27 protein-coding genes, 21 tRNA genes, 1 rRNA gene and 1 pseudogene are annotated in these 26940 nt (G+C 43.5%); 38 read left to right on the top strand and 12 right to left on the bottom strand.

The genetic code is table 11. The annotated features are described in order from the left end of the window. The 22 genes from rrf to ACQKMF_RS23220 form a co-directional block, all read left to right on the top strand. A 5S ribosomal RNA gene (gene rrf, locus ACQKMF_RS23325) occupies nt 1–95 on the top strand; the annotation flags it as partial. Nucleotides 96–106: 11 nt separating this feature from the next. Beyond that, nucleotides 107–182 (top strand) — tRNA-Val (locus ACQKMF_RS23320). A gap of 11 nt (nt 183–193) precedes the next feature. Then, a tRNA-Thr gene (locus ACQKMF_RS23315) sits at nt 194–269 on the top strand. 20 nt (nt 270–289) lie between these two features. After that, nucleotides 290–365, top strand: a tRNA-Lys gene (locus ACQKMF_RS23310). Nucleotides 366–373: 8 nt separating this feature from the next. Then, nucleotides 374–455 (top strand) — tRNA-Leu (locus ACQKMF_RS23305). Nucleotides 456–463: 8 nt separating this feature from the next. After that, nucleotides 464–538 (top strand) — tRNA-Gly (locus tag ACQKMF_RS23300). A 12-nt stretch (nt 539–550) separates the two neighbouring features. Next, nucleotides 551–639 (top strand) — tRNA-Leu (locus ACQKMF_RS23295). A gap of 9 nt (nt 640–648) precedes the next feature. Next, nucleotides 649–725, top strand: a tRNA-Arg gene (locus ACQKMF_RS23290). Nucleotides 726–734: 9 nt separating this feature from the next. Next, a tRNA-Pro gene (locus tag ACQKMF_RS23285) sits at nt 735–811 on the top strand. Nucleotides 812–828: 17 nt separating this feature from the next. Next, nucleotides 829–904, top strand: a tRNA-Ala gene (locus tag ACQKMF_RS23280). A 28-nt stretch (nt 905–932) separates the two neighbouring features. Then, nucleotides 933–1009 (top strand) — tRNA-Met (locus ACQKMF_RS23275). Between the two features lie 10 nt (nt 1010–1019). Continuing rightward, nucleotides 1020–1096, top strand: a tRNA-Ile gene (locus tag ACQKMF_RS23270). Between the two features lie 20 nt (nt 1097–1116). Further along, nucleotides 1117–1209: transfer RNA gene (locus tag ACQKMF_RS23265), tRNA-Ser, on the top strand. Between the two features lie 102 nt (nt 1210–1311). Next, a tRNA-Met gene (locus tag ACQKMF_RS23260) sits at nt 1312–1385 on the top strand. Nucleotides 1386–1391: 6 nt separating this feature from the next. Then, nucleotides 1392–1467, top strand: a tRNA-Asp gene (locus ACQKMF_RS23255). A 23-nt stretch (nt 1468–1490) separates the two neighbouring features. Beyond that, nucleotides 1491–1566: transfer RNA gene (locus ACQKMF_RS23250), tRNA-Phe, on the top strand. A gap of 16 nt (nt 1567–1582) precedes the next feature. Continuing rightward, nucleotides 1583–1658 (top strand) — tRNA-His (locus ACQKMF_RS23245). A 4-nt stretch (nt 1659–1662) separates the two neighbouring features. Beyond that, nucleotides 1663–1736, top strand: a tRNA-Gly gene (locus tag ACQKMF_RS23240). A gap of 5 nt (nt 1737–1741) precedes the next feature. Further along, nucleotides 1742–1818: transfer RNA gene (locus tag ACQKMF_RS23235), tRNA-Ile, on the top strand. A 12-nt stretch (nt 1819–1830) separates the two neighbouring features. After that, a tRNA-Asn gene (locus tag ACQKMF_RS23230) sits at nt 1831–1905 on the top strand. A gap of 1 nt (nt 1906) precedes the next feature. Then, nucleotides 1907–1997: transfer RNA gene (locus ACQKMF_RS23225), tRNA-Ser, on the top strand. Nucleotides 1998–2000: 3 nt separating this feature from the next. After that, a tRNA-Glu gene (locus tag ACQKMF_RS23220) sits at nt 2001–2072 on the top strand. A 41-nt stretch (nt 2073–2113) separates the two neighbouring features. Here the strand turns inward: ACQKMF_RS23220 and ACQKMF_RS23215 are convergent. Both ACQKMF_RS23215 and ACQKMF_RS23210 read right to left on the bottom strand, forming a co-directional pair. Next, nucleotides 2114–2863, bottom strand: a complete 750-nt coding sequence (locus ACQKMF_RS23215; protein WP_402945093.1) for a TraR/DksA C4-type zinc finger protein — start codon at nt 2861–2863, stop codon at nt 2114–2116. A gap of 146 nt (nt 2864–3009) precedes the next feature. After that, nucleotides 3010–3930 (bottom strand): 1,4-dihydroxy-2-naphthoate polyprenyltransferase, encoded by a 921-nt coding sequence (locus ACQKMF_RS23210; RefSeq protein WP_101225587.1) that lies wholly within the window; start codon nt 3928–3930, stop codon nt 3010–3012. 299 nt (nt 3931–4229) lie between these two features. Between ACQKMF_RS23210 and ACQKMF_RS23205 the strand changes: the two genes are divergently transcribed. The 7 genes from ACQKMF_RS23205 to ACQKMF_RS23175 all read left to right on the top strand — a co-directional run bounded on the left by ACQKMF_RS23205 (nt 4230) and on the right by ACQKMF_RS23175 (nt 12319). Beyond that, complete coding sequence (locus ACQKMF_RS23205) at nt 4230–5639, top strand: isochorismate synthase (protein WP_427575160.1); 1410 nt, start codon at nt 4230–4232, stop codon at nt 5637–5639. After that, on the top strand, nt 5632–7383 hold the full coding sequence (gene menD / locus ACQKMF_RS23200) for a 2-succinyl-5-enolpyruvyl-6-hydroxy-3-cyclohexene-1-carboxylic-acid synthase (RefSeq protein WP_427575158.1): 1752 nt from the start codon (nt 5632–5634) through the stop codon (nt 7381–7383). Before ACQKMF_RS23205 ends, menD begins: the two co-directional genes overlap by 8 nt. Further along, nucleotides 7380–8201, top strand: coding sequence for a 2-succinyl-6-hydroxy-2,4-cyclohexadiene-1-carboxylate synthase (gene menH, locus ACQKMF_RS23195; protein WP_402945084.1), 822 nt, complete (start codon nt 7380–7382; stop codon nt 8199–8201). Before menD ends, menH begins: the two co-directional genes overlap by 4 nt. Before the next feature lies 1 nt (nt 8202). After that, nucleotides 8203–9021, top strand: a complete 819-nt coding sequence (gene menB, locus ACQKMF_RS23190; protein WP_053347924.1) for a 1,4-dihydroxy-2-naphthoyl-CoA synthase — start codon at nt 8203–8205, stop codon at nt 9019–9021. An 86-nt stretch (nt 9022–9107) separates the two neighbouring features. Then, nucleotides 9108–10589: an o-succinylbenzoate--CoA ligase gene (locus ACQKMF_RS23185; protein ID WP_402945079.1), complete on the top strand. Its 1482-nt coding sequence runs from the start codon at nt 9108–9110 to the stop codon at nt 10587–10589. Then, the gene (gene menC, locus ACQKMF_RS23180; protein WP_402945076.1) at nt 10586–11689 is read left to right on the top strand and encodes an o-succinylbenzoate synthase; all 1104 of its coding nucleotides are present in this window, start codon (nt 10586–10588) and stop codon (nt 11687–11689) included. Before ACQKMF_RS23185 ends, menC begins: the two co-directional genes overlap by 4 nt. Before the next feature lie 480 nt (nt 11690–12169). Next, complete coding sequence (locus tag ACQKMF_RS23175; RefSeq protein WP_230178513.1) at nt 12170–12319, top strand: hypothetical protein; 150 nt, start codon at nt 12170–12172, stop codon at nt 12317–12319. Nucleotides 12320–12367: 48 nt separating this feature from the next. Here the strand turns inward: ACQKMF_RS23175 and ACQKMF_RS23170 are convergent, their stop codons facing one another. Together ACQKMF_RS23170 and ACQKMF_RS23165 are read right to left on the bottom strand one after the other, a co-directional pair. Further along, the gene (locus tag ACQKMF_RS23170; RefSeq protein ID WP_101225581.1) at nt 12368–13063 is read right to left on the bottom strand and encodes a response regulator; all 696 of its coding nucleotides are present in this window, start codon (nt 13061–13063) and stop codon (nt 12368–12370) included. Continuing rightward, nucleotides 13056–14666, bottom strand: a complete 1611-nt coding sequence (locus tag ACQKMF_RS23165) for an ATP-binding protein (RefSeq protein WP_157831153.1) — start codon at nt 14664–14666, stop codon at nt 13056–13058. The genes ACQKMF_RS23170 and ACQKMF_RS23165 overlap by 8 nt, the downstream gene beginning before the upstream one ends. A 140-nt stretch (nt 14667–14806) precedes the next feature. On the opposite strand from ACQKMF_RS23165, the gene ACQKMF_RS23160 reads away from it, so the two are divergent. Next, nucleotides 14807–15871, top strand: a complete 1065-nt coding sequence (locus tag ACQKMF_RS23160) for a DctP family TRAP transporter solute-binding subunit (RefSeq protein WP_427575154.1) — start codon at nt 14807–14809, stop codon at nt 15869–15871. 59 nt (nt 15872–15930) lie between these two features. On the opposite strand, the gene ACQKMF_RS23155 is transcribed toward ACQKMF_RS23160, so the two are convergent. The 3 genes from ACQKMF_RS23155 to yidD all read right to left on the bottom strand — a co-directional run bounded on the left by ACQKMF_RS23155 (nt 15931) and on the right by yidD (nt 17842). Continuing rightward, the gene (locus tag ACQKMF_RS23155) at nt 15931–16287 is read right to left on the bottom strand and encodes a hypothetical protein (RefSeq protein WP_402945071.1); all 357 of its coding nucleotides are present in this window, start codon (nt 16285–16287) and stop codon (nt 15931–15933) included. Nucleotides 16288–16521: 234 nt separating this feature from the next. Next, nucleotides 16522–17481: a metal ABC transporter solute-binding protein, Zn/Mn family gene (locus ACQKMF_RS23150; RefSeq protein WP_260359144.1), complete on the bottom strand. Its 960-nt coding sequence runs from the start codon at nt 17479–17481 to the stop codon at nt 16522–16524. A gap of 121 nt (nt 17482–17602) precedes the next feature. Continuing rightward, the gene (gene yidD, locus ACQKMF_RS23145) at nt 17603–17842 is read right to left on the bottom strand and encodes a membrane protein insertion efficiency factor YidD (protein WP_101225578.1); all 240 of its coding nucleotides are present in this window, start codon (nt 17840–17842) and stop codon (nt 17603–17605) included. Nucleotides 17843–18033: 191 nt separating this feature from the next. Between yidD and ACQKMF_RS23140 the strand changes: the two genes are divergently transcribed. After that, on the top strand, nt 18034–18507 hold the full coding sequence (locus ACQKMF_RS23140) for an S-ribosylhomocysteine lyase (protein WP_034310515.1): 474 nt from the start codon (nt 18034–18036) through the stop codon (nt 18505–18507). Between the two features lie 36 nt (nt 18508–18543). Here ACQKMF_RS23140 and ytzI read toward each other — a convergent pair whose 3' ends face one another. Then, nucleotides 18544–18699 carry a YtzI protein gene (gene ytzI / locus ACQKMF_RS23135; RefSeq protein ID WP_101225577.1) on the bottom strand — a complete coding sequence of 52 codons (156 nt, stop codon included), beginning with the start codon at nt 18697–18699 and terminating at the stop codon, nt 18544–18546. A 124-nt stretch (nt 18700–18823) separates the two neighbouring features. On the opposite strand from ytzI, the gene ACQKMF_RS23130 reads away from it, so the two are divergent. After that, nucleotides 18824–19264 (top strand): Dps family protein, encoded by a 441-nt coding sequence (locus ACQKMF_RS23130; protein ID WP_048686502.1) that lies wholly within the window; start codon nt 18824–18826, stop codon nt 19262–19264. Between the two features lie 96 nt (nt 19265–19360). Here the strand turns inward: ACQKMF_RS23130 and ACQKMF_RS23125 are convergent, their stop codons facing one another. Beyond that, on the bottom strand, nt 19361–19627 hold the full coding sequence (locus tag ACQKMF_RS23125; RefSeq protein ID WP_370020242.1) for a DUF6154 family protein: 267 nt from the start codon (nt 19625–19627) through the stop codon (nt 19361–19363). Between the two features lie 226 nt (nt 19628–19853). Between ACQKMF_RS23125 and ACQKMF_RS23120 the strand changes: the two genes are divergently transcribed. Further along, on the top strand, nt 19854–20204 hold the full coding sequence (locus ACQKMF_RS23120) for a hydrolase (protein WP_427575150.1): 351 nt from the start codon (nt 19854–19856) through the stop codon (nt 20202–20204). Between the two features lie 105 nt (nt 20205–20309). Further along, nucleotides 20310–20780 (top strand): RNA deprotection pyrophosphohydrolase, encoded by a 471-nt coding sequence (gene ytkD / locus ACQKMF_RS23115; RefSeq protein WP_260359143.1) that lies wholly within the window; start codon nt 20310–20312, stop codon nt 20778–20780. Between the two features lie 140 nt (nt 20781–20920). Here ytkD and ACQKMF_RS23110 read toward each other — a convergent pair whose 3' ends face one another. The 3 genes from ACQKMF_RS23110 to ACQKMF_RS23100 are packed head-to-tail and all read right to left on the bottom strand — an operon-like array spanning nt 20921 to nt 23456. Continuing rightward, the gene (locus ACQKMF_RS23110; protein WP_230178500.1) at nt 20921–21712 is read right to left on the bottom strand and encodes an ABC transporter permease; all 792 of its coding nucleotides are present in this window, start codon (nt 21710–21712) and stop codon (nt 20921–20923) included. After that, nucleotides 21702–22472, bottom strand: coding sequence for an ABC transporter ATP-binding protein (locus tag ACQKMF_RS23105; RefSeq protein WP_101225573.1), 771 nt, complete (start codon nt 22470–22472; stop codon nt 21702–21704). The genes ACQKMF_RS23110 and ACQKMF_RS23105 overlap by 11 nt, the downstream gene beginning before the upstream one ends. A gap of 27 nt (nt 22473–22499) precedes the next feature. Continuing rightward, on the bottom strand, nt 22500–23456 hold the full coding sequence (locus ACQKMF_RS23100; RefSeq protein WP_101225594.1) for an ABC transporter substrate-binding protein: 957 nt from the start codon (nt 23454–23456) through the stop codon (nt 22500–22502). A gap of 180 nt (nt 23457–23636) precedes the next feature. Between ACQKMF_RS23100 and ACQKMF_RS23095 the strand changes: the two genes are divergently transcribed. From ACQKMF_RS23095 to ACQKMF_RS23080, 4 genes and pseudogenes are all read left to right on the top strand, one after another. Beyond that, nucleotides 23637–24425, top strand: a complete 789-nt coding sequence (locus ACQKMF_RS23095; protein ID WP_230178498.1) for an alpha/beta hydrolase family protein — start codon at nt 23637–23639, stop codon at nt 24423–24425. Between the two features lie 48 nt (nt 24426–24473). Then, entirely contained in the window at nt 24474–24716 is a 243-nt protein-coding gene (locus ACQKMF_RS23090; RefSeq protein WP_101225571.1) for a DUF2584 domain-containing protein, read from the top strand. 898 nt (nt 24717–25614) lie between these two features. Next, nucleotides 25615–26069, top strand: a pseudogene (locus ACQKMF_RS23085) (DUF523 domain-containing protein). Between the two features lie 39 nt (nt 26070–26108). Next, nucleotides 26109–26879 (top strand): sulfite exporter TauE/SafE family protein, encoded by a 771-nt coding sequence (locus ACQKMF_RS23080; protein WP_260359142.1) that lies wholly within the window; start codon nt 26109–26111, stop codon nt 26877–26879. Nucleotides 26880–26940 lie beyond the last annotated feature (61 nt).

The raw sequence follows: 26940 nt of genomic DNA, 5'->3' as shown, positions 1-26940 counted from the left end.
GTCACACCCGTTCCCATTCCGAACACGGCAGTTAAGCTCTTCAGCGCCGATGGTAGTTGGGGGTTTCCCCCTGTGAGAGTAGGACGTCGCCAAGCAGGTTTCATATGGAGGATTAGCTCAGCTGGGAGAGCATCTGCCTTACAAGCAGAGGGTCGGCGGTTCGATCCCGTCATCCTCCACCATTTTTACACCTGCCGGTGTAGCTCAACTGGTAGAGCAACTGACTTGTAATCAGTAGGTTGGGGGTTCAAGTCCTCTTGCCGGCACCATTTTAAGATAGTACAAGCACGAGCCATTAGCTCAGTTGGTAGAGCATCTGACTTTTAATCAGAGGGTCGAAGGTTCGAATCCTTCATGGCTCACCATTTTATATGCGGGTGTGGCGGAATTGGCAGACGCACCAGACTTAGGATCTGGCGCCGCAAGGCGTGGGGGTTCAAGTCCCTTCACCCGCATCTTACATGCGGAAGTAGTTCAGTGGTAGAATACAACCTTGCCAAGGTTGGGGTCGCGGGTTCGAATCCCGTCTTCCGCTCCACTTTTCGTATGTGCCGGGGTGGCGGAACTGGCAGACGCACAGGACTTAAAATCCTGCGGTAGGTGACTACCGTACCGGTTCGATTCCGGTCCTCGGCACCATCTTAATATGCGCCCGTAGCTCAATTGGATAGAGCATCTGACTACGAATCAGAAGGTTGTAGGTTCGACTCCCGCCGGGCGCACCATGTTTATTGCGGGAAGTAGCTCAGCTTGGTAGAGCACTTGGTTTGGGACCAAGGGGTCGCAGGTTCGAATCCTGTCTTCCCGACCACGTGATTTTTAATGAATGGGGCCTTAGCTCAGCTGGGAGAGCGCCTGCCTTGCACGCAGGAGGTCAGCGGTTCGATCCCGCTAGGCTCCACCATTTTTCAATCAGATACTTATATTATATTGGCGGTGTAGCTCAGCTGGCTAGAGCGTACGGTTCATACCCGTGAGGTCGGGGGTTCGATCCCCTCCGCCGCTACCAATAAATATAAGGACCTTTAGCTCAGCTGGTTAGAGCAGACGGCTCATAACCGTCCGGTCGTAGGTTCGAGTCCTACAAGGTCCACCATATTCACTTTTTAATGCCGTGGAGGTATACCCAAGTTCGGCTGAAGGGATCGGTCTTGAAAACCGACAGGGGAGTCAAATCCCGCGGGGGTTCGAATCCCTCTACCTCCTCCATTTTTTTAAAAAGCAGCAAGTTGTTTTTAAACAACCTTACATAGAGGAAGCGAAAAAACTATATACACGAAAACTTGATGCAAATAGTTTCATTATTACCGTCGCGGGGTGGAGCAGTCCGGTAGCTCGTCGGGCTCATAACCCGAAGGTCGCAGGTTCAAATCCTGTCCCCGCAATTATTAGGTCCCGTGGTGTAGCGGTTAACATGCCTGCCTGTCACGCAGGAGATCGCGGGTTCGATTCCCGTCGGGACCGCCATTTTTTAAATTTAATACAAATGTGGCTCAGTAGCTCAGTCGGTAGAGCAAAGGACTGAAAATCCTTGTGTCGGCGGTTCGATTCCGTCCTGAGCCACCATATCTTTCATATTACGGCGGTTGTGGCGAAGTGGTTAACGCACCTGATTGTGGTTCAGGCATTCGTGGGTTCGATTCCCATCAGTCGCCCCATTTCGCGGGTGTAGTTTAGTGGTAAAACCTCAGCCTTCCAAGCTGATGATGAGGGTTCGATTCCCTTCACCCGCTCCAAATATGGGCCTATAGCTCAGCTGGTTAGAGCGCACGCCTGATAAGCGTGAGGTCGATGGTTCGAGTCCATTTAGGCCCACCATATTCATATTGTTCCGCAGTAGCTCAGTGGTAGAGCATTCGGCTGTTAACCGAACGGTCGTAGGTTCGAGTCCTACCTGCGGAGCCATGGGGAAGTACTCAAGAGGCTGAAGAGGCGCCCCTGCTAAGGGTGTAGGTCGCGCGAGCGGCGCGAGGGTTCAAATCCCTCCTTCTCCGCCATTTGGCCCGTTGGTCAAGCGGTTAAGACACCGCCCTTTCACGGCGGTAACACGGGTTCGAATCCCGTACGGGTCATAACAAAAAAGGAAGCATACATTCATGTATGCTTCTTTTTTTCATTTCTTTTCATTGATATAACTATCTTTTTGTTTATAAGGGATGTCCCCAAGCTGGGAATCGATATTTTCTTCTTCTAATGTATCTTCATATTCCTTTTGCTTCTTGTTCGGTATATCCACCCTGTTTTTTCCTTCGATGTCATTTGCTGCAAATCCTTCATAATCTTCTGGAAATCCATCCGTTTCATCCTCGGTTTTATAAAGGTCATTATAATTGTCATGATCGCCGGTGTAATCAGATGGCGTTTCGGATGTACCGAATTTGGCGACTTCACCAAAGCTATCCTCTTTATCCACTACTTCATTTCCATGACGGTTTTCAAAATGATCACCCTTGGATGGAATCAATATATCCTCTTCCACTGGTCGCTCTTGTGTATTAGGAACTTCCGGGGCATGCTCGACACAGTAGAGGGTGCTTGGGATCGCTTCAAGCCTCTCGATGGGGATTTCCCTATTGCAGGTTTTACACTGGCCATACGAGCCTTCTTCCAATGCTTTTAATGCTTCCTCGATTTTCTCCATTTCTGATTGTGCATGCTCATCGAGTGCTTGATTCCGTTCCATCTCGAATAATTCGGTTCCTAGGTCAGCAGGATGATTATCATAAGATGATAATTCCCCTACGGATTCCGTCTGGCTTTTATCCAGAACGGATTGTTCATCATTTTGAATTCTTCTACTTAACTCATTTTTTTCTTGAAGCAGTTCATTTTTTAATTTTTGCGTTTGTTGTTTCGTTGCCATATCCGATTCACTCCTTCTAAAGTCCAAATCTCATTTTATATTGGTAAGATGGTTGTATTATCTATTACCCGAATTGGAGTATAGGAAAACAATGTGCAACGGAAGATAGAAAAAAGGACTGAGCGGATGAGCTCAGTCCTCGGAGATTATATAAGATAGCTGATGAATAATCCAATGGCCATGAGTAAGCCAAAGAAGGTGTTCGTTTGGGCCGTGGCTTTCATTGCCGGGACCATCGTGATCGGCTGCGTTTTGCCTACGAAGCCTTTGATTGCGGCCATGGCCTTCGGTATGCTAAGGAAGGCAAGGAGAATCCACGCCGTTACGCTTCCGGTAAGGACTAGCCCAACAAGCCATAGATAAGAGAAGGCGAACATGATTGCCATGAATGTCAGGGCGTTTTTCCTGCCCATCACTACAGGCATCGTTTTGCGCCCATGAGCCTTATCTCCATCATGGTCACGTAGGTTATTGGATAAGTTGATCAGCCCAACCAAAATCCCACTTGGAATGGCAATTAAGATGGCTGTTGAAGAAACATCACCGGTTTGAATGAAATAGGCGATCAAGATTATCAAAAAGCCCATGAACAATCCAGAAAAAAGTTCCCCGAATGGTGTATATGAAATGGGCAGGGGACCGCCTGTATAAAGATAGCCGACAAGCATGCAAACCAGTCCTACTGCAGCAAGCCACCAAGATGATGCGGCACAGATATAGATTCCAATTATCAAGGCGATGGCATACATGCATAGGGCCAAGCTCATGATTAGTTTGGGGGTCATCCCATGACGGACGATCCCGCCGCCGATGCCTACGGATTCCTCCGTATCCAAGCCTCTCTTGAAATCGTAGTATTCATTGAATAAATTGGTTGCAGCTTGAATCAGGATACTGGCAATCATCATGGCAGCGAATAGTAACCAATTCACTCCATCTTCCAAAAGTGCAATCACAGTTCCAAGTAAGACTGGGACAAAAGCTGCGGTTAGTGTATGTGGACGTATTAACTCCCACCAAATCTTCCAGGTCCGTTTAAGGGGAAGTCCATCGTATTCTGTTTGCATTATTTCTCTCCTCAAAATCATTATTGGTTCTCTCGAAATTATAACAAATATTGAAATGTTGCACAAAAGGTTATCCTAATAAATGCAGGAAAAGTGGGTAAGGGCGATAACTGGAATTCCTGGATGATCCATTTCCAAAATCCAGGGTATTTCTCTACATTCGCTAAGATTCATATAATAAGGAAAAAAGCAGGAAAGAATCGTTCGGTAAAGGGGCGTTTTATTGACATGGGGTTCAAGTGAGGTGTATCTTTAAATAGGTTAAAAAGCTTTTAAAATGTACATTTGGGGGGATTTTTTTGGCTATCTCAGAGGAAACTGAACAGTTTCAGGGACTGGCTTCAGCTATACAAAAGGCGAAGGACTTGAATGATCAAGTTCTATTCAGTCATATTAAGAAGATTAAATGCAACAACCCCCTTTCATTTTATCAAGCTGGAAGAGAACGGTACGCGGGTGAACGCTTTTTCTGGGAGGACCCTGCAAAGGAAATAACCATCACCGGTTTAGGCAATGTTAAGAAACTCAAAGCGGCATCGAATGCCGAACGTTATAGAGAAGTCGAAAAGAGCTGGATCAAACTGCAGAATAATGCTGTCAAAACAGGGGTGACCGATGTAGAAGCGACAGGTCCTTTACTGTTTGGGGGCTTTTCTTTTGATTATGAAACTGACAGTACGCTCCTTTGGAATCAGTTCGGGGACAACCTTTTTTATATACCTGCCTTCATGCTGTCAATAGTGGGGAAACAAGCTTACTTAACGACAAACTTACTTTGTTCGCCTGATGATTCAGAAAAACTCTTCATAGATATGATAAATGAACGGGAAGCTTTCCTTTTCGAAAGCTTGGATGGCAATGGATTGGGTGCAAATTCCCTAGTTATGCAGAGGGAAGTCGAACCTGAGGAATGGAAGCGGACGGTCGCAGAGGCTGTTCAGGAAATCAAGACGACAGATCTGGACAAAATCGTTTTGGCAAGGGAGCTTCGACTTGGTTTTGAACGTTCCATCGATTCAGGGAAAGTGCTTGAACAATTGATTGCTGAGCAGCCATTGAGTTATATTTTCAGTTTGGAGGCTGGTGGTGACTGTTTTGTGGGTGCCACCCCTGAACGTTTGATTAAGAAACAGGGAAATGAAGTTTTTTCTACCTGTCTTGCTGGATCGATGGGACGAGGGAAAGATGAGCAGGAAGATGTTTGTCTTGGTGAAGAATTGCTTCATGACGAAAAGAATTTACAAGAACATCAATATGTCGTTTCTATGATATCCAATGCCTTTGATTCAGTATGCGAAAAGGTGGTGGTCCCGGGACGACCGACACTTATGAAAAACCGTCATATCCAGCATTTGTACACACCCGTCCGGGGTATATCAAAGGAAGGTGTCACGATTTTTGAATTTGTCGAGAATCTCCACCCAACACCTGCTATGGGCGGACTTCCCAAAGAAAAGGCCGTTGTCCGAATTCGGGAAATGGAAGGTCTGGAACGTGGCTTTTATGCGGGTCCCTTAGGCTGGGTGGATACGTATGGAAACGGGGAATTCGCTGTTGGGATACGTTCTGCACTAATACAGAATAATGAGGCATCGCTCTTTGCCGGTTGCGGAGTAGTGGAAGATTCGACTCCCGAAAGTGAATACCGGGAAACGGGGATTAAATTCAATCCGATGTTAAGTGCTTTAGGAGGAAATCTTAATGAATGACCGAGATGCATTGACAGCTTATGCTGCTTCATTCGTCGATGAGCTGGCACAAAATAAGGTGAAGCATGTGGTGGTGAGCCCTGGTTCACGATCCACACCCCTGGCTTTGTTGCTGGTGGAACATCCTGATATTGAAATTCATATTAATGTGGATGAGCGTTCGGCTGCTTTTTTTGCCCTTGGTTTGGCTAAGGCCCTAAAAGAACCAGTCGGACTTCTTTGTACGTCAGGTACAGCCGCTGCAAACTATTACCCAGCCGTCATTGAGGCTTTCTATTCAAGAGTGCCGCTTATTGTACTTACCGCTGACCGCCCGCATGAATTGCGTGATGTCGGAGCCCCGCAGGCGATCGATCAGATACACCTTTACGGGAGACATGTAAAATGGTTTGTCGAAATGGCACTTCCTGAAAGCACGGATGGGATGATGCGGTATGCCAGAACGGTCGGTGCAAGGGCAGTGGCAACAGCTGCAGCTGAACCTGCAGGGCCTGTGCATTTGAATTTCCCACTTCGCGAACCACTGATTCCTGATTTGGAGCAAGCAAAGGAGTGCAGGCAAAATAAAATGACGCCTGCAGTGTTGATTGAAAGTGGAGAACTGTCACTGTCATCATCACAAATAGAAGCGGTTGCAACTACATTGTCACAAGCTAAGCAAGGTATGATTGTATGTGGCGAATTACCTCATCCAGAGATGAAGGAAGCCATCGTCGCATTAGCGGAAAAACTTGCTTTTCCGGTACTGGCTGATCCCCTTTCACAGTTAAGGAGCGGAAGTCATGACAAAGCCGTAATTATTGATTCTTATGATACGTTTCTACGCGATGAAACGGCAAAAGCGGCTTTCAGACCGGAAGTGATCTTGCGATTCGGGGCAATGCCTGTTTCTAAACCGTTATTGTTATTCATGAAAAAACAAAAACAGGCAATCACGTTGGTCGTCGATGGCGGAGCAGGCTGGCGCGAACCAGCCGGATTGGCAACGAATATGATTTACAGCGAAGAGAAAGATTTTTGTTTGCGAATTGCTGAAAGCATTACTCCCTCTTCTGATGATGAGTGGCTTCGGTTATGGCAAACCGTCAACGGAGCGACGAAGGAGGCCTTAGCCTCCGTCAGAGATGAAGCGGAGTTAAGCGAAGGCAAGCTTTTCGCCCTGCTTGCTGATATGATGCCGTTGGAATCGACGTTATTTGTCGGGAATAGTATGCCCATACGCGATTTGGATACTTTCTTTTTGAATAATGGTAAAGGAATCAAAACCATTGCAAATCGTGGGGCGAATGGTATCGATGGTGTCGTTTCCACTGCGCTTGGCGTAAGCACGGTATCAAAAAATACAGTGCTGGCAATCGGGGATTTAAGCTTTTTCCATGATATGAATGGCTTGCTTGCGGCAAAACTTCAAAAACAAAATATCACGATATTGCTGGTTAATAATGATGGCGGCGGCATTTTCTCCTTCTTGCCGCAGGCGAATGAGAGGGAACATTTCGAAACGCTATTCGGTACGCCTCATGGGCTTGATTTTTCCCATACTGCCGAGCTTTATGGCGGTAAATACAACAAGGTCCAAAATTGGGATGAGCTAGAGAATGTATTTACAGAGTCATTCGAAATCCAAGGACTCAAAATCATTGAAGTTCCGACAGAAAGAGAGTCCAATCTACAAAAGCATCGAAATTTGTGGAGCTTTGTTTCCCAGGAAATAAAAATGGTGTTAGACGGGGAAATATCATGAATATTGTCAGCAAGGATGTCAATTATGCTGTTGAAATAACGGGAAATGGAGATCCTCTTGTACTTTTACATGGATTTACAGGAAATCGGGATACATGGAAATTCCTCATTCCGCTACTGAGTGACAGGTATACGTTAATCATGGTCGATATCATCGGACATGGTATGTCTGCGTCACCAGCCGATCATCGAAGGTATGAAATGGAGCGTGTCGCTGAGGATATTAAGTATATTTTGGATGTATTGCATTTCCCGAAAGCCCATATCCTTGGTTACTCGATGGGCGGAAGGCTCGGGTTGGGTTTTGCCTGTTTGTTTCCTGAGTATGTTGATACATTGATATTGGAGAGCGCTTCACCGGGCCTTTTAACAGAAGGGGAACGTGAAATCCGAAGGGAAAATGATCGGAAGCTTGCCGAAAGGATTCTTGAAAATGGCATGGAAGCGTTTGTGAATCAATGGGAAAACATCCCTCTGTTTGAAAGTCAAAAACGGTTGTCGGCCAAAACCAGGTCAGCCATTCGGGAGCAGCGGTTGGCAAATGACCCTGCCGGCCTTTCCAATAGCCTTCTTGGTATGGGGACCGGCAATCAGGCTTCATACTGGGAACAACTGCAAACCCTTGATTTCCCGGTGCTCCTTATAACCGGTGAACTCGACCATAAGTTTTGTCGAGTAGCGGACTCGATGAAAAAAAAGCTGAAGCGCGCCGAATGGAAAATAATAAATGATGCGGGACATGCGATTCATGTGGAAGTTGGAGAAAAGTTTGGTAAAATAATAAGTGAGTTTTTAAAGCGAAATAAAAGGAGGAATTAAGATGACGATTCAATGGGAAACGATACGTGAGTATGATGAGATTTTGTATGAAAAATATAACGGGATTGCGAAAGTGTCCATCAATCGACCACATGTACATAATGCATTCACACCAAAAACGACTGCTGAAATGATTGATGCATTCGCAAGGGCGCGTGATGATTCCAGCATCGGTGTCATTATTTTGACGGGTGTAGGCGGCAAAGCATTCTGTTCAGGCGGAGACCAAAAAGTACGTGGGAATGGCGGATATGTTGGTGAAGATAATATTCCACGTCTAAACGTTCTTGATTTACAACGCTTGATCCGTGTTATTCCAAAACCAGTCGTAGCCATGGTCGCAGGTTATGCAATTGGCGGCGGTAATGTCTTGAATGTGGTTTGTGACTTAACGATTGCTGCTGACAATGCAGTCTTCGGACAAACTGGACCGAATGTTGGAAGCTTTGATGCTGGTTATGGTTCTGGCTACCTTGCACGTATCGTCGGTCATAAAAAGGCACGTGAAATCTGGTACCTATGCCGTCAATACAATGCACAGGAAGCATTGGATATGGGATTGGTCAACACGGTCGTACCTTTAGACCAATTAGAAGCGGAAACGGTTAAATGGTGTGAGGAAATGCTTGAGAAGAGCCCAACGGCACTTCGTTTCTTGAAAGCGGCAATGAACGCTGATACTGATGGCCTTGCAGGTCTTCAACAATTGGCTGGTGACGCTACACTTTTATACTATACAACAGAAGAAGCAAAAGAAGGCCGCGATGCATTCAAAGAAAAACGCAATCCGGACTTTGGACAATTCCCTCGTTTCCCTTAATGAAACGCGTGAATCGATGAGACTGACAGCTTGGCGGAAAATCGCCGGGCTGTTTTCTATATCAAAATGGAAGAGGGTAAGCAGCAATGGCAGAAGAAAAGTTGCCGAACTGGCTGAAAAATCGGGCGCATCTTTCACCTGGGCGCCCGGCAATTGAGTTTGAAGGTCATACGTATAGCTTTCTTGAACTGCATACATTATCGGAGAAGATGGCTGGTAAGCTGGCAAGCATTGGTCTGGGCTCCGGTGATTCATGCGCGGTTTTGCTCCGTAACCATATTGATGGTGTTGTCGTTATACATGCACTATTTTATCTCGGTGTGAAGATTGTGATGCTGAATAATAAGTTAACGGCAAAAGAGCTGTCCTGGCAGATCGAGGATAGTGGGACTGCCTATTTGGTTTCAGAGGGTGCCTTCTCCGACAAACTTTCTGATATTAGTGAGGTTCTCCCGGAATTGAACCTTCATTTAATGGAGGAATTGCCGAATGAAGGCACGGCGGAAATACTTCAAGAGTTTTACCTTGAGGATACCGCTACAATCATGTATACATCAGGTACTACAGGAAATCCAAAGGGTGTGATCCAAACATTCGGTAACCATTGGTGGAGTGCAGTAGGGTCGGTTCTGAACCTTGGATTGCATGAGGAGGATTCTTGGTATTGTGCGGTTCCGATCTTTCATATTAGCGGTTTATCCATTCTGATGAAAAATGTGATTTATGGCATGAAAGTCGTTTTGGCGGAACGATTCAATGAACGGGAGGCGAACCGGAGCATTCAGGAAAATGGCGTGACGATCGTATCGGTCGTGACGGCGATGCTGAATAGGATGGTTCAGGAATTGAATGGAACAAGCTATCCAAAAACCTTTCGTTGTTTCCTGTTGGGCGGCGGCCCTGCACCCGTCCATTTACTTGAAGCCTGTAAGGAGAAAGGGATTCCCGTCTATCAATCATATGGGATGACCGAAACGTCTTCACAGATTGTGACGCTGGCACCGGAGTACAGCATGTCAAAAATCGGATCAGCTGGGAAGCCTTTGTTTCCTTCGCAGTTACGGATAGAGAAAGACGGCACTATGTGTGAACCGGGTGTAGTGGGTGAAATCGTGGTTTCAGGTCCGAATGTCACGAAAGGTTATTTTAATCGAATGGACGCTACACAGCAGGCGATTACCGATGGATGGCTTTATACCGGGGATCTTGGTTATCTTGATGAGGAAGGCTTTTTATATGTGCTTGACCGACGTTCGGATTTAATCATCTCCGGCGGTGAAAATGTCTATCCGGCCGAGATTGAAAACGTCCTCAGTATGCATCCTAATGTTTTCGAAGCGGGAGTGACAGGGACTGACGATGAAAAGTGGGGGCAGGTCCCGCTTGCTTTTGTCGTCTTGCATAAAGGTGCAGAGCTTGATGAGAGCGAACTGCTGGAATATTGCAGGGGATATTTAGCATCCTATAAGATTCCCAGGAACGTGATTCTTTGTAAGGAGCTTCCCCGTAATGGCGCAAGCAAGCTTCTGAGACGGGAACTGAAGAAGGAAATGGGGGAAGGGAAATGAAGTTATCCTCCATTTCCCTAAAGCTCATTAAGGCCCCTTTAAAACGGCCATTCAAGACGCATCTCGAAACGGTAAGCGATCGGGAAGTGATAATTGTAGAAGCCATGGATAAGGATGGGTTGATTGGATACGGTGAAGCTGTCCCTTTTACAAGTCCTTGGTATACCGAGGAAACGATCAAAACATGCTTTCATATATTGGATGGCTTCTTAATTCCGTTGACATTGGCCAGTCAGATCAAGCATCCTGATGAGCTGCCGAACTTATGGAGCGGAATCCGGCGGAATGCGATGGCGAAGTCAGCTTTAGAGCAGGCAATCCTCGATTTATATGCGAAGCAGAAAGGAGTCTACCTCGGACGGCTGTTTGGCGGCGAACGAAGTGAAGTGGCCGCTGGTGTAGTCGTTGCATCCAATGATATTGAAGATGCGATGCGCCAGATCGAGGATTTTTCCGGATCTGGTTACCAGCGTTATAAAATAAAAATCAATCCTCAAAATGATCTGGAGTTTTTAGCGGAAATCCGTCGGGCCTATCCTCATATCCCGCTCATGGCAGATGCCAATTCAGCGTACACTCTTGATGACATCACACACCTTCAGAAGCTTGATGCGTTTAAGCTGATGATGATTGAACAGCCGCTGGGACATGACGACATTGTCGAACATTCATTTTTGCAGAAACAGCTGCAGACACCCATTTGCCTTGATGAAAGCATAAATTCATTTCATGATGCCAAAAGTGCGCTGACGCTCCAGAGCTGTGGAGTGATCAACATTAAGATGGCTAAAGTCGGCGGCTGGATGGAAGCTGTAAGAATCCATGATTTATGCCTGGGAAATGATGTGCCAGTTTGGTGCGGCGGTATGATTGAATTTGGCATTTCACGTGCACATAATATTGCACTTGCCACATTAAAAGGATTCACGATTCCCGGGGATATATCATCTTCATCCCGTTATTGGGATGAAGATATAATATATCCTGAAGTACTTGTCGAAAATGGCATGATCCAAGTTCCCGATAAAGCTGGAATCGGTTTTGCCATCAATGAAAAGCGGCTAAAGGAATTGACTACATATAGTAAGTTGTACAAGTGAAAACATCAAAGGAGGTGCATTGCCCACCTCTTTTGACCAAATATTGATAATCCTTTAACTCCTCTCACTCCCCCTGTCTATATAACTCACCCAATTAAAATTTCCTTGGACGGAAACCCCACCCCTTTGGGAAATGATTTTAATAGGATACTAACAAATCAATTCATTGCTTTTCCTGTTAAAACTCTTACTAAATTGAAGAAATTTGCGACACTTCTGTCGAATAACTGGCTAGCCAAGATCACGCTGGATGCTTGATTCGATGAGGCTTGGCAGACAGTCAGTCTGCGGAAAGGGAACGAATGACTGAAATCAACCAGGAACTTTTTTTATTGTCCAGATTTTAGAAAAATCAGATAAATTGGCCGGATAGATCATATTTTTTTGGAAAATGGGGCTTTGTCTATTTTTTCTTTACTGGATTATTTTGTATAATGAAATTAAAAGAATAGCAACCAAGGGAAAGGGAGGGGAGAGTGTATGAAGAAAAAACCGTACCTTATTGCGGAGATTCTACTAAGAAGGGGCATGCCTGACTATGTCATAAAAGAAGTGACATCTTTGGAAGAGTGCGAACTGTTTCTTTTGAAGAGAAAGTGGGGCCTATATGACCGGAAGACAGGTGCGTAAAGAATAAAAGTAAAAAGGGAACCATTTCAAGCCGGTCCCCATGCGTTTTTAAGGTTTTTGAAGCCGGTATCTATTGACTGGACGGCCTATGCTGCCATATTGTACGTCAAGCTGAAGGACTTCTTCGCCATGCAAGTATTCAAGATAGCGCCTTGCTGTAACTCTGGCGATTCCAATCCCATCAGCCACTTCTTCTGCAGATAGTGACCCAGGCTGGGTCTTAATGAACTTCGTCACTTGCTCAAGAGTCGCTCCATTCAATCCTTTGGGAACATCATATTTCGGACTCGCTACAGAATGTTTTTTATTTTGAAAGAGGATTCGGTCGAGTTGATTTTGAGAAATTTGATGGTCAGGTTCAACCTCCATCCGAAAAGCAAAATATTGCTCCAGCGTATGTTTTAGCCTATCAAATTTAAATGGCTTGATTAAATAGTCAAATGCCCCGTTCTGTATCATTTTTCTGATTGTTTTCTGATCATTTGCCGCTGAAATGATGATGACATCCACATCCATTTGCTCTTTTCTGATTTGATAAAGTGTATCAACCCCGTTTAAAGATGGCATGAAGATGTCCAAAATGACAAGGTCGGGTTTAGACTGCCTGATTTTTTCCAGACCTTCAAGCCCATTTGAAGCTGTATCAACGACTTTAAAGGCAGGCAGGCGCTCGATGAACTGTTTGTTGACCTCTTGGACCATTGGGTCATCTTCAATTAAAAGTACACGAATTTTGTTAGTCATTTTGGTTCTCCTCTATATCGTGCATCGGAAAAGAAAGAAAAAAGCTTGTTCCTTCGTCAGGGCGTGTCGTGAATTTCATTTCGCCGTTCGCTTTTTTTACAATTTGGTCTATTAGATAAAGACCAATTCCTGATCCTTCCGCACCTTTTGTTGTAAAACCATACTCGAATATATCTTTATGAATGTCCTTGGGAATGCCGGGTCCGTTATCCTCAAGCACGATTTGACAATGAAGTTCATCCTGGTAGATGGATAGATAAACCTGTTTTGTTTCCTCTGAACAATGCTTTAACGCTGCGAATGAGTTTTCGATCAGGTTTCCGATTATCAAAACAAAATCGTGATGATCCAAATCAGCGGGGAAGCGGTCCAATTTCGTGTGCTGGTCCATGATGAGCTTGATTCCGAGTTCCCTACCCAAGGAGATCTTACTTAATATCAGCCCCACTAAATTATCATCGTGAATGTGCTTCGTTAAAAACCTGGTCAATTCCTCTTGTTCTTCCGTAATCTGAAAAATGTAATGCAGCGCTTCGTCAAGATTGCCTAGCTGGATCAATCCTGCTATCGTATGAAGTTTGTTCATATGTTCATGGTTTTGAACGCGCAGAGCCTCAACGAATGCTTTGACACTAGTCAACTCTTCAGCTAGCTTCGTCACATCGGTGCGATCCTGAAAAATGGCCACGGCACCGATCGTTTTTTCCGCAATCTTTATCGGTACCCGGTTGCTTACAATATTCCTGTTTTGAACGGAGATCTCCTGATTAAAGATGGGAGATGTCCGGTCAAGCACTTCCGGGAGACGGGTATCGTGTATAATATCATTGATATTCTTGCCTATGACCGCACCATTGATATTGAAAATTTGCTTAGCCTTTTCATTGAAAATCGTGATGGTCTGATTATTATCTATGGCGATGACCCCTTCATGCATGGCATTAAAAGCAGCTGTCCTTTCAACCAACATCCGTGAAATTTCATGGGGTTCAAGTTGGAAGGTCTCTTTTTTTATCCTTTTTGCCATGAGCCATGAGCCGCATACCCCGAATAGAAGTGTAAGGACCAGGATAATCGCGATTTCGCCTTTCAAGTCCTTGATTAATTCCGGTATGGTAGGCAAGATATTCCCAACCAGTACGACGCCGATTTGTTCTCTATCTTTATCAAGGATCGGCACAAAGGCGCGGACGGAAATGCCAAGTTCGCCAGCCGCCTTTGAAAGATACTCGTGCTCAGCGAACGCAGCACTTTCATCACTGCTTTCCGAAGGGGTCCCCAATTGGCTGTACACCGGATGGGAATAACGTATATGCTGATTGTTGAGCACAACTATATAATCTGCTTGATGGATTTTCCTTAAGTTTTCAATAATCGGATTGAGCTGTGTCCATCCTTTGGGCTCTCGGACCAATTTTTGTACTTCAGGGAGTTCGGCAATGGTATGGGCAGTTATCATGGATCGTTTGCCAATTTCATCTTCCCTGACCGAAACGATATTTCCGAATATAAAAATCCCGCCTATTAGTATCGAAAAAGCGACGATTACGAATGATAGCAGGGTGATTTTAATTTGAATGGGCATATGAAAGGATTTATCCATTGTTTTTCCTCCATTACTTCTATACTTTATAGTAACAGAATTTCTATCACTTTTCGCTATTTTTCGCGCATTGTATTACGACAGCAAAAAGCTGTGATAGAATAGTGATAATGTGAAGTGAGCGGTGAGGAGTTGTCGGAATGCGTGCGTTATGGGGGTACTTCTTATTAATTGGCTTGGGGCTGTTGATAGCCGTGTATATATCGTTTCAATCGTTCTTTACAAGCTTCGGTTTCAATTTGCCGAAGGATGAGGAGCAGGTCGGGATGAAGGATCAAATCGTGATCAAGTTCAGTCATGTCGTTGCCGAAAATACACCTAAAGGTCTTGCTGCGAACCGATTTGCCCAACTTGTCGATGAATATACCGATCATCGTGTCAAAATTGAAGTTTATCCTAATCAATCATTATATAGTGATCATGAAGAAATCGAAGCATTACAAGAAAACAAGGTGCAGATGATTGCACCGACTACATCTAAAATTACGAGCATATCAAAGAAGTGGATGCTATTGGACCTCCCTTACGTTTTTCCAACGGACGCTGCCTTGCAGGAAGCGTTGAATGGGGAAGTGGGGGAAGAGCTGCTAAAGCAGCTGAATACCATCGATATCGAGGGGCTCGCATTTTGGTCGAATAACTATAAACAGATCACAAGCAGTAAACCGATACGGCATCCAAGTGATTTTGCAGGAAAGAATTTTAGAATCATGCCAAGTGCAGTCCTGGAAACTCAATTCAAGCATTTTGGGGCTACAACTGCTGAGCTGCAGTTTAATGAAACATATAAAAGCCTTGAAATTAAAGAAACGGACAGCCAGGAAAATACGATTTCGAATATTTATTCCAAGAAAATATATGAGGTGCAAAATTATTTAACGATCAGTGACCACGGTTATTTAGGGTATGTCGTCATGATAAACAAGCCGTTTTGGAACAAGCTCCCTTTGGATATTCAGCAGCAAATCCAAAGGGCGATGGATGATACAACGAAATGGCTATGGATCAAATCAAATGAATTGAATCAGGAACAGCTTCGGGAAATCCAGCAAAAATCGAATATAGACATCTATACACTGTCAGCTGAAGAAAAGAAAGAATGGATGAATGAGATGACTGTCATTTATCCGGATTTCGAATCAACGATTGGAACCGAATTGATGACGAAAATGGAAAAGATCCGTGAGAAGCATTTAAAGGAATAACTAACGTAAGGGAATCCCATAGAAAGGGGTTCCCTTCTTCTTTATAGTTCCCGATAGAATTACTCGTCTTGATTTTGTAAAAAATCCATCATCTCTTCATAATCATATGTTTTTAAAACCAAACCATTTTCATCAAACACGATGAATGCAGGTTCTTTCTTTAATTCAAGTTTTGGATATTGCTCATTCAATGACTTGTAAGATACTTCATTCGTAATTGGGCCCACATTGGTTATATTACTCTCTTCTAGTAAATCAAATGTAATTTCTTTTCCAACGGCTTGGAGCGAATACTTATGACCCTCACTAGGCAAAAGATTTGGATGAATTCTAGCGAAATCATCTTTTTCATCTGTGCAAGCAACTAGCATCGATAGGAGTAGAAACATTAAACTTCCAATTATGATCTTTTTCATATTCTCCCTCTCTAAGCTTAAATTTGATTGTTTCATAAATTGTAATAATTAAAGCTTATCATAGGTTGCTTAAGAACAGGAGGCTATCAGCAATCAATTTACTTTGTCAAGAACCGAAACTCCAACTCAAATAAGGGCAGGTGTTTTTGCCGAAAGCTGACAAAGAGAAAAGAACTCTTTATAGTACCGATGTACAAAAAGAAGCGGATCCAATGGAATCCGCTTCTTTCTCGTCTATTGCAATGCAGTTTGCAGTGTCTTGATGTTCTTTTCCATTAAACTAAAGTAATCTTCGCCGGCTTCTATATCTTTATCCGTCAACACTGAAAGATTATGGAGCTCAAGTGATTTCGCTCCCATTTCCTTTTGGATGATTTCGGTTAGTTTAGAACTGATATTCTGCTCAAAAATGACGTAGTTCAAGTCTTCTTTTTCAGCCATGGTTACGATTTTCCCCAGTTCCTTTTGAGAAGGTTCGTTCGAAGACGTAAGTCCTGTCACGCCAATTTGTTCTAATCCGTAGCGTTCCTCCCAATAACCATATGCAGAATGGGAAACAATGATCTTATTGGTACGGCCTGACTCGATCGTCGTCGAGAATTTTTCATCAAGTGCTTCAAGCTTTTCGGAAAGCTCATTGAATTGGCTGTTGAAATATTCTTCCTGTTCCGGCATTTTTTTCGTTAATTCGTCCTTGATGGTTTTAGCCATGTCAATGGAATAGATGGGATCTAACCACAAATGCGGATTAACGTCCCCATGGTCATGACCGTCTTCTTCATGAGCATGTTCGTCTTCATCTTCATGAGCATGTTCCTCATCTTCATCGAGGTGAACCGTTTCCCCCACCGCAATTGTGCTGACGCCTTCTTTGCTTAGAATAGGTTCAGCCTTGGTTACAAAGCCTTCAAGATTATAGCCAATATAGAAAAACAGGTCTGATTCAGCCATTTTCACAATATCCTTTTGAGAGGGTTCGAATGAGTGTTCATCCGTTCCGGGAGGATAAACCGTCTCGACGTTTACGTACTCCCCGCCAATGGCCTCAGTGAAGTATTGTAAAGGGTAAACCGTCGTATAAATATCCAAGGCATCCTTGGTTTCTTCTTTACTCGATTCTCCCTTCGAGTTGCCGCAGGCTGACAGAAATACCGCAGTAACAAGGAAAAGCGAGAGCAATGCTCGAATTTTCATATGAAATGCTCCTTTATAATTCGTATTGATTACGATTTGAATTTTATGTGGTAAAAACGAAATGATTACGATTTGACTTCTGTATGATACAAAAGATTGCAAAAGAAAGCAAGGTTTTTTTCTATTGGTCCTCACTTTTTTCTTTTTTTTCGGGAACAAGGTCAATGCCGCCTGGATGAAACGGATGACATTTAAGAATCCGGATGAGTGATAACCAGCTTCCTTTTATAGGTCCGAAACGATTGATCGCTTCCAAACCATAATGGGAACAAGTTGGATAAAAACGACAGGTGGGCGGTTTTAATGGAGAAAGAGCAACTTGGTAAAAACGGATGATTCCCATTAATATTTTTTTCAACACGATGCTTTCATCTCTTTTCGAGTAAATTGACTACCCTCAATTATAGCATATTTTCTAAATTTCCAATAAGGGTAAAAAAGGAATAAGCATATTGGTAATCCGATTGATATAATGAGAATTAATTTTAAAGGATGAAATATATTGTTATTCAAGGTAAAATAGAGATGACATACAATTAAGGAGTGAATTAAATGCCTTCAGTTGAAAGCTTTGAATTAGATCATAACGCTGTTAAAGCCCCATATGTTAGACATTGCGGTGTCCATAAGGTAGGAACAGACGGTGTTGTTAATAAATTTGATATCCGTTTTTGTCAGCCAAATAAACAAGCGATGAAGCCGGATACGATCCATACTCTGGAACACTTGCTTGCATTCAATATCCGTAAGCATTCCGAGCGCTTCGATCACTTTGATATCATCGACATTTCGCCAATGGGATGTCAAACAGGATATTACCTTGTGGTCAGCGGCGAGCCGACAGTGACGGAAATCATCGATGTTCTTGAAGATACTTTCAAGGATGCTGTTACAATTACTGAAATTCCTGCTGCAAACGAAAAACAATGCGGCCAAGCAAAATTGCATGATCTTGAAGGAGCTAAGAAATTAATGAATTTCTGGCTTGCACAAGATAAAGAAGATCTTCATAAAGTTTTCGGTTAATAAAAAAGTTCCTGTCCTTTGTGACAGGAACTTTTTTCATTTTTCGGGTTCTTCTTTTTTTCCCTCATCCTCTGGCAAAGGTTCGACCGGATCCACTGTATGCTTGTAGCTATAACCTTTTCCGATTGTTAAGACCGATAATGCCAATACAATCAGAATCACAATAATGGAGATAACTAAAACCGTAATCATACTTTACAGCTCCTAACGTTCACAATTTAGATTCATTTTAGCATAAGAACCAAGTCAGATAATGTTTCAATTTTAGAATAGAGGGAATTATATAGGTATAACCAACTTACGGAGGTAGATATTTATGGCTCAGAAAAAATTAGGAACTTTAGTGAATAAGGAAATTGCAAACTTCAGTGTTCTTTATACGAAAATTCATAATTACCACTGGTTCGTGAATGGACCGCACTTCTTTGAACTTCACCAAAAACTGGAAGAATTATACAAAGAAGTGACATCCAACTATGACGAATTGGCCGAAAGACTATTGGCCATTGGTGAAAAGCCGGTTGCTACCCTTAAAGAGTACATGGAATTAACGACGATCGAAGAAGCGACAGGAAATGAAAATACAGAAGATATGGTTCAAAGCGTCATCAGTGATTTTGAGAAGCTCTCCGAAGAGTTCCTGGAAATCATCGAAGTTGCCGAACAAGAAGATCCGGTTACGGCTGATATGCTGACAGGCATGAAGAAAAGCTTAAACAAACATGCTTGGATGCTGCGTGCGTATTTAGGACATTAAGATTTAGGAAAAGCCCTGCTTCGGTAGGGCTTTTTTTTTGGTTAAAACAATAAAAAAGGCATCCATCAAAAGAGGGACACCTGACATGGTATGTATTTAATGAATATTCCTAGGCGGAAAATGTGTAGGTTTCGTGTCGCTCATACTATTTTGAGCGAACTTCCCTTTTAACGTTTCAATAATGTAAAGGCCCATCAAATTGGTCAGTTCTTGATCATCCATCTCTTGAAGCAATTCGAAAATTTCCTTGCGGTCAAGCTGTTCCAGAACCGCAAAAGTAAGCATATCAATATCTTCTTCATCACCAGTCATCTTATCACGGTACATATTGTATAATTCTTCAATTAACTTCAAAACTTTCACCTCACATTTATTAGAAATCCGTTATCTCTTTATATGTAGGTTATCAAAAAAAACTCTGGGTGCATATAAAAATCTTAAGGGATGCTTGGGCTTATTATATGTTTTACCCTTTGAAAGATACTTTAATCTATTATTTAACATCTTTGTTCTTCTGTAAACAAAATTTTCCATTGTATGAAGTGGGGAAATACGTGAAAAATAAGCGTAGGATATATGGAAAGGGTGGATGGATGTGTCTGAAAGCAGGAAAAAATATTACATTTGGCTTCCAAATGGGCAGATAACACAAGATAAGGAAAGTTCTCCATGGAATTTCGAGATCGAGGCGACAGATAATGAAATCATAAAATTACGTGAATTATTTGATTATAACTATTCAGTAGGGGAAGAAAATTTTTACCGGGCACATGTCCCATACCTTCAATATCATTTTGACCGTGAAAATGATAAACAGGATATAACACTCCAAAAAATTTATGAGATGATTTATGCCCTGGGTACTGAAGAAGGAAGAAGGCATATAGAAAGCATGGGGATTTTACAGGCAAAACCAACAGACGATGGCCTCGAATATTGAGGGGCCATCGTTTTTTGATGGGTTCTTGCTGGATAGTAGTTTTTTTTACCCATATAATGAATGAAGGGGCATAGCATTATTTCTTATACGGAGAGAAGGGGAAAAATGAAACGTTTTCTTGATATGAACGGATATAAAGTCGAATTCTCCGAGAATCCTGTCTTTGGAGAATCTTGGCATGTTTTTGTACTCAGCAGATATAAGGGCAGGTGGGTATTGACCAAACACAGAGAACGGGGATTGGAGTTCCCTGGAGGTAAACGGGAAGCAGGGGAATCGATTGAAGAAACAGCCATACGTGAAGTGTATGAAGAAACAGGAGGCTTGGTGGGCCAGCTGCAATTTTTGGGACAATATAAGGTACATCATCCAGTCAAGCCATTTGTTAAATCGATATACTATGCTGCATTGCGTGGGTTAGAAAAGAAACAAAATTACCTCGAAACGGACGGCCCGGTCTTTTTGGAAGCATTGCCGGATGTACTCGGTGAGGAGTTTAGCTTCATCATGAAAGATGAAATTGTACCGTTGAGCCTATCAAGATTGGGTGAAGGCAATTTGCTGAGAAACGATTGAATCGCCGGAATTCACGAGTAAACTAGAGGAATTCACGAGTAAATCGCCGAAACTCACGAGTAAAACATCCGAAACTGAACTAAATTCATTTTTCACCTCAAGCATGAATGAAAAACTGCCGAGGTTTATCGGCAGTTTGGTTAGTCTTTGATTAATTTTCTCTCGAGCAGTTCTACTAGTTGATACATGATTGTGGCAAATACGGCAATGATCATTAAGGAAAGCATTACGAGGGTGAAGTTGAAGACTTGAAAGCCATAAATGATTAGGTAGCCGAGTCCTTTGGCTGAAACAAGGAATTCCCCTACGATGACGCCGACCCAGGAGAGGCCGACATTCACTTTCAATGTTGAGATGATCGTTGGGAAGGAGGCGGGTAATATGGCTTCCCGAAAAGCTTGTGTTCTTGTGGCGCCAAAAGTTTGGAGCACCTTCAGGTAGTTCGGGTCCACTTCGCGAAATGCGGTGTAGACGACGATGGTGGTGATGATGATGGAGATGATCGCCCCCATCGAGATGATGGATGGAAAGCCAGGGCCGAATGCTACGATGATGATGGGGCCGAGTGCCACTTTCGGCATGGCATTTAAAATGACGAGATAGGGGTCAAGAGTTTTGGATAATCTTGGCGACCACCATAGCAGGGATGCCAGGATCGTTCCAAGCAGTGTCCCTATGATAAAGCCGAGAACTGTCTCGAATAGGGTCACTCCGGAATGGGATAGAAGTGTTCCATCACCCAATTTCTGTATGAAAAGATGCCACACTTTAGTTGGGGAGCTGAAGATTAGCGGGTCGATCACTTCCATTCTGGATAAAAGTTCCCAACTGCTGAAAAAAACGATGAAAATCAGGATCTGATAAAATCGAATGAGCCTGTTTTCTTTTTTTAATGAGGTTTTATATTGGTTATGAAGCTGTTCAATATTCAAGGCTCTCAAGCTCCTTCCAGATCGTTTGGAATAGCGTCGGATACTGTGGATGGTTGCGTGCATGGAAAGGTGAGAGTTCCCGCAGTTCATCGGGCACCTTGAAGGTTTTGTGCACGCTTCCCGGGTTCGCAGAAAACAGATAGATGCGGTCACTCATTGCTATGGCTTCACCGATATCATGGGTGACGAGCACAGCTGTCTTTCCGAAGGATTTAAGAGTTTCAAAAACAAGGTCTTCCAGCTTCAACTTCGTTTGGTAATCAAGAGCCGAAAACGGTTCATCAAGCAAAAGGATTTTTGGGTCGACCGCCAGTGTCCGTGCCAGTGCAGCCCTTTGCCTCATTCCTCCAGAGAGTTCGCGCGGATATAATTTTCCGGTGCCTCCCAATCCAACGTCACTTAAAAGTTTCAGCGTTTTTATTCTCTCAATGCCTTCATCCTTTTTAATCAGTTTCAATCCTAATAATATATTTTCTTCAATTGTCTTCCATGGAAAGAGATAATCCTGCTGCAGCATATAGCCGATTGAAAGGTCACTGTTGGCTTTCAGCGGTTTGTTTTCGAGCAGGATCTTTCCTGCAGTGGGCGGAAATAGCCCGGCGATGATGGAAAGCAGGGTGGTTTTTCCGCAGCCGCTCGGACCTAGAAAAGAGACGAATTCACCTTTTTCAATGTCGAGGGAAATGTCCGCTAGTGCGGTCGCTGCCGTCTGATTTGAAAAATAAGTATGGTGAATGTCTTGGATTTTTAAAAAGCTCATCTGACATCCTCCTTACCTTTAGCTATGCTATTTTGTAACTTCTTCAGCAAAATCTGTATTGACCAGCTCTTCATGGCTTATGCGTGAAGGCAGCTCGCCTGCTTCATCCATGATGTTTTGCAGATTGTTCCATTCTTCTTCATCAAGAATGGGGTCGGTGGCAAAGGATCCTTGTTCTTTGTAGCGGTTGATAACTGTTTCCATCGTCTCGATATTGGTATCTTCAAAATACGGCTGAATGACATCGGCAATTTCGGCAGCATCATTTTCCTGAACCCAATCCTGTGCTTTCTTCAATGCCCTCGTGAATTTTTCGACAGTCTCTTTGTCTTCTTTCAAATAGCTTTCCTTAGCCATATAAACTGTATAGGGAAGATGACCGGACTCTGTGCCGAAAGACGCGACGATATAGCCTTTTCCTTCTTTTTCAAAAACACTGGCCGTTGGTTCGAACAGTTGAACAAAATCGCCGGTTCCTGAAGCGAAGGCAGTTGCGACGTTCGCAAAATCAATGTTCTGGATGAGGTTCAAATCTTTTTTCGGGTCTATGTTATGTTTTTTCAATACGAACTCGCCGGCCATTTGCGGCATCCCGCCTTTTCGCTGGCCTAGGAATGTAGAGTTTTTCAGCATATCCCAATTGAAGTTGTCAATTTTTTCACGTGAAACAAGAAACGTTCCATCCGTCTGTGTTAATTGAGCGAAATTGATGACGGGGTCGTTCGAACCTTGTGCCTGAACGTAAATCGATGTTTCAGAGCCAACGAGAGCAATATCCGCCCCATCGGACAGAAGCGTGGTCATCGTCTTGTCGCCGCCTGCCGTCGTTTTCAAATCAATGCTGAGACCCTCATCTTTAAAAAATCCTTTTTCAATCGCTACATATTGAGGTGTATAGAAAAGGGAGCGGGTTACTTCGGCAACCCTGACCTTCGTTGTTTCCTGTTCCTTGTTGCCGCATGCTCCAAGCGGGACCACCAGCATGCACAGAAGTAAAAATACGACACCAGCTTTACACCATTTTTTCAAAATTCCTTCCTCCTTGATATATAGGTATTTTGCCTACATTATCGTATGAACTGAAGAAAAAAATGTGAATGCCTCGCAGGGGATAAAAACAAGCGGATGTTTTACAATAAGATTAATGAGAAAGGAGAGTGGAAATTGGAGAACGGAACAATTATTTCAAAACGGCGGTTTCCATCACCGCATCCACGAATCCATCTTTATTCAGTTACGTACATATCACAAGGCCTGAAGGTAAAGGGGTTGCTGGCTGAACCTGTTGATGGCGAAATACATGATGCCTTCTTATATTTACGCGGCGGTATTAAAAATGTCGGCAAGGTGAGGCCCGCTAGGATCGTGCAGTATGCCGTAGAAGGTTTCATCGTTTTTGCCCCTTTTTACCGTGGGAATCAAGGCGGAGAGGGAGATGAGGATTTTGGAGGCGAAGATCGATTCGATGCGATATCAGGATTCAATCTTCTTGAACAGCATCCCCGAGTGAATAAGGATCACATTCATATCCTTGGATTTTCCCGTGGGGGCATCATGGCGCTTTGGACGGGGATATACTGTAGGAATGCAGCGTCGATCGTCACATGGGGTGGAGTGTCGGATATGTTTTTAACATATGTCGAACGTGTCGATATGCGTCGGATGATGAAGCGGGTCATCGGCGGTACACCTAAAAAATGCCCCGATCAATATGAATACCGTACGCCATTGTTTGTGATTGAAGATTTGAATGTACCCGTACTGATCATTCATGGTGAAAAAGATGACAATGTCGCCATAGAACACGCGTACCGGTTGGAAAAAAGATTGAAAATGCATGACAAAGAGGTCGAAAGCTGGTATTTCCCTCAATTCACACATTACTTCCCACCGGCCGTGAACAGAAAAGTAGTCGAAGATTTAACATCTTGGATGAAAAGTAAAACCGAATAATGATAGAATGAAGTATATACTAAGTATATTGGCAAGGAGGAGATACACATGGGCATGCCTATGGAGCTAAATACCATGATCGTGACAAAAGGGAACGAAACCCGTGAAGAAGAAAACATTTTTCGGCTGTCGAAAGCTGGATACAGGTTATACCCTATCGATATTCCAATCGATGTCCGTAAAACCATTCAATCCGACTCAAGCGGAACAGCCGTTATCCAAAAAATTGAATGGACCAGTGAAAAGACCATCATTACGTACCAACTACTATCACTGAACTCAACTAACTAAATAGACAAGCGCTTGCCGGGAATCGTCTTCGCTGCAAGCGCTTTTTTTGATTGTGTGGCAGAATTCGACCAGATGTGCGAAAAATTCAGGCTGCACACCAACAATTCGACCATACACGCACAAAATTCCATTCACGCACCAACAATTCAACCGTAACCGCCCATAAATCGAACCACGCACCAACAATTCAACCGTAACCGCATATAAATCGACCCACGCACCAATAGATTCGACCGTAACCGCATATAATTCGACCCACACACCAATAGATTCGACCGTATACACTCATAAATCGACCCACGCACCAACAATTCGCCCGTGCACGCCCATAAATCGACCCACGCACCAATAGATTCGACCGTAACCGCATATAAATCGACCCACGCACCAATAGATTCGACCGTAACCGCATATAAATCGACCCACGCACCAATAGATTCGACCGTACACACTCATAAATCGACCCACGCACCAACAAAATCGACCGTAACCGCATATAATTCGACCCACACACCAATAGATTCGACCGTACACACTCATAAATCGACCCACGCACCAATAATTCGCCCGTGCACGCCCATAAGTCGACCCATGCACCAACAATTCGACCGTACACACTCATAAATCGACCCACGCACCAACAATTCGACCGTACACGCCCATAAATCGACCCACGCACCAACAATTCGACCGTACACGCCCATAAATCGACCCACGCACCAACAATTCGACCATACACGCCCATAAATCGATTCACGCATCAACAAAATCAACTGTAAACACTAAATCGACCCACGCATCAACAAAATCGACCGTAACCGCTCATAATTCGACCTCTGCACCAATAATCCAACCTACGTGGTAAAATGGTGGAAAGCGCATGAGGTGGGGTGATTTGATGATATTGGTGAGTGCTTGTTTGGCGGGGCATGAGGTAAGATACAATGGTACACATAGCCTGGATGATGGAATTATGGAATTAATGATGGAGAAAAAGGCTATAGCGGTTTGTCCTGAGTTGCTTGGCGGTTTTTCGACACCGAGGGAGCCTGCTGAGATAGTCGGCGGTGAAGGTGGCGATGTCCTTGATGGAAAAGCGAAGATCATCGAAAAGTCGGGCCGGGATGTAACGGAATTGTACATAAAGGGAGCGAATCTTACGTTATTGAAAGCCCAGGAGGTAGGGGCAACGTTAGTCGTTTTAAAAGAAAATAGTCCATCCTGTGGGAGTGCCACGATTTATAATGGGGAATTCAAGGGGGAGAAGAGGTCGGGAATGGAGTGACCGCGGCTTTGCTTAGGCGGCATGGATTCACTGTCATTTCAGAGGAAGGGTTAAATGAAAAAGAGTAATGGCATTTTAGATAGTGCTTTTTGAAAGAAGGGGAATACATGGAGGATATCAATCTCTATACTTTGTTATTTTTAGTACTTGCGGGTTTTATTGCCGCATTCATCGATTCCGTCGTGGGCGGGGGCGGTTTAATTTCCATTCCGGCTTTATTGTTCACAGGGATTTCGCCTTCAGCGGCACTTGCCACTAACAAGCTGGCGGGTACCATGGGATCTTTAACGAGTACGATTTCATTCATTCGGGCTGGAAAAGTGGATTTCAAATTCGTTATCAAGCTGTTTCCGATTACTGTGATTGGAGCGGCGTTAGGAGCATACGTTGTACATTTCGTTTCCGCAGAGATACTGAAGCCCCTCATTTTGATTTTATTGATCGTTGTTGCGATTTATACGTTAGTAAAAAAGGATTGGGGTAAAGATGCAAAGTATAAAGGGCTGACAAGGAAGAAAATGATTCTTTTAATAGTCATAATATTTGCGATTGGTTTTTATGATGGTTTTCTAGGACCAGGCACAGGTTCCTTTTTATTATTTTCACTTTTGATCATTGGGTTTGATTTTGTCCAGGCTGCCGGGAATGCAAGAATATTGAATTTTGGAAGCAATATTGCCGCACTTATCATTTTCTTATCTATGGGGACCGTTAATTTTGCCTATGGAATTCCGATGGGTCTTGCAATGGTCGCAGGAGCACTGGTAGGAACGAACTTCGCAATTAAAAAAGGTGCTTCCTATGTACGTATATTATTTATTTGCGTCACGATTTTATTGATTGGAAAAAATGTCCTTAATTATTTTCATGTGTTTTGATGCATCGTTTCCGTGAATGATTCTATTAAAAATGGCCGGGGATACAAATCGTATTTTCGGC

Source organism: Peribacillus sp. NPDC101480, assembly GCF_050277335.1.
Classification (GTDB): Bacteria; Bacillota; Bacilli; order Bacillales; family DSM-1321; genus Peribacillus.
Note: the sequence above shows the minus strand (reverse complement) of the source record. Positions and strands in the feature narration are given on the sequence as shown.

Bases quoted from the DNA above. Each gene is read 5' to 3' on its own strand.
- ACQKMF_RS23100 (WP_101225594.1), bottom strand. From the start codon at position 23,456: ATGCTGGTGGTCCCGCTTGGAGCATGCGGCAACAAGGAACAGGAAACA.
- ACQKMF_RS23080 (WP_260359142.1), top strand. From the start codon at position 26,109: ATGGAGGATATCAATCTCTATACTTTGTTATTTTTAGTACTTGCGGGT.
- ytzI (WP_101225577.1), bottom strand. From the start codon at position 18,699: ATGATTACGGTTTTAGTTATCTCCATTATTGTGATTCTGATTGTATTG.
- ACQKMF_RS23160 (WP_427575154.1), top strand. From the start codon at position 14,807: ATGCGTGCGTTATGGGGGTACTTCTTATTAATTGGCTTGGGGCTGTTG.
- ACQKMF_RS23140 (WP_034310515.1), top strand. From the start codon at position 18,034: ATGCCTTCAGTTGAAAGCTTTGAATTAGATCATAACGCTGTTAAAGCC.
- menD (WP_427575158.1), top strand. From the start codon at position 5,632: ATGAATGACCGAGATGCATTGACAGCTTATGCTGCTTCATTCGTCGAT.
- menH (WP_402945084.1), top strand. From the start codon at position 7,380: ATGAATATTGTCAGCAAGGATGTCAATTATGCTGTTGAAATAACGGGA.
- ACQKMF_RS23090 (WP_101225571.1), top strand. From the start codon at position 24,474: ATGGGCATGCCTATGGAGCTAAATACCATGATCGTGACAAAAGGGAAC.
- ACQKMF_RS23175 (WP_230178513.1), top strand. From the start codon at position 12,170: ATGAAGAAAAAACCGTACCTTATTGCGGAGATTCTACTAAGAAGGGGC.
- ACQKMF_RS23215 (WP_402945093.1), bottom strand. From the start codon at position 2,863: ATGGCAACGAAACAACAAACGCAAAAATTAAAAAATGAACTGCTTCAA.
- ACQKMF_RS23120 (WP_427575150.1), top strand. From the start codon at position 19,854: ATGGATGTGTCTGAAAGCAGGAAAAAATATTACATTTGGCTTCCAAAT.
- menC (WP_402945076.1), top strand. From the start codon at position 10,586: ATGAAGTTATCCTCCATTTCCCTAAAGCTCATTAAGGCCCCTTTAAAA.
- ACQKMF_RS23155 (WP_402945071.1), bottom strand. From the start codon at position 16,287: ATGAAAAAGATCATAATTGGAAGTTTAATGTTTCTACTCCTATCGATG.
- ytkD (WP_260359143.1), top strand. From the start codon at position 20,310: ATGAAACGTTTTCTTGATATGAACGGATATAAAGTCGAATTCTCCGAG.
- ACQKMF_RS23185 (WP_402945079.1), top strand. From the start codon at position 9,108: ATGGCAGAAGAAAAGTTGCCGAACTGGCTGAAAAATCGGGCGCATCTT.
- menB (WP_053347924.1), top strand. From the start codon at position 8,203: ATGACGATTCAATGGGAAACGATACGTGAGTATGATGAGATTTTGTAT.
- ACQKMF_RS23210 (WP_101225587.1), bottom strand. From the start codon at position 3,930: ATGCAAACAGAATACGATGGACTTCCCCTTAAACGGACCTGGAAGATT.
- ACQKMF_RS23105 (WP_101225573.1), bottom strand. From the start codon at position 22,472: ATGAGCTTTTTAAAAATCCAAGACATTCACCATACTTATTTTTCAAAT.
- ACQKMF_RS23170 (WP_101225581.1), bottom strand. From the start codon at position 13,063: ATGACTAACAAAATTCGTGTACTTTTAATTGAAGATGACCCAATGGTC.
- ACQKMF_RS23130 (WP_048686502.1), top strand. From the start codon at position 18,824: ATGGCTCAGAAAAAATTAGGAACTTTAGTGAATAAGGAAATTGCAAAC.
- ACQKMF_RS23150 (WP_260359144.1), bottom strand. From the start codon at position 17,481: ATGAAAATTCGAGCATTGCTCTCGCTTTTCCTTGTTACTGCGGTATTT.
- ACQKMF_RS23165 (WP_157831153.1), bottom strand. From the start codon at position 14,666: ATGGATAAATCCTTTCATATGCCCATTCAAATTAAAATCACCCTGCTA.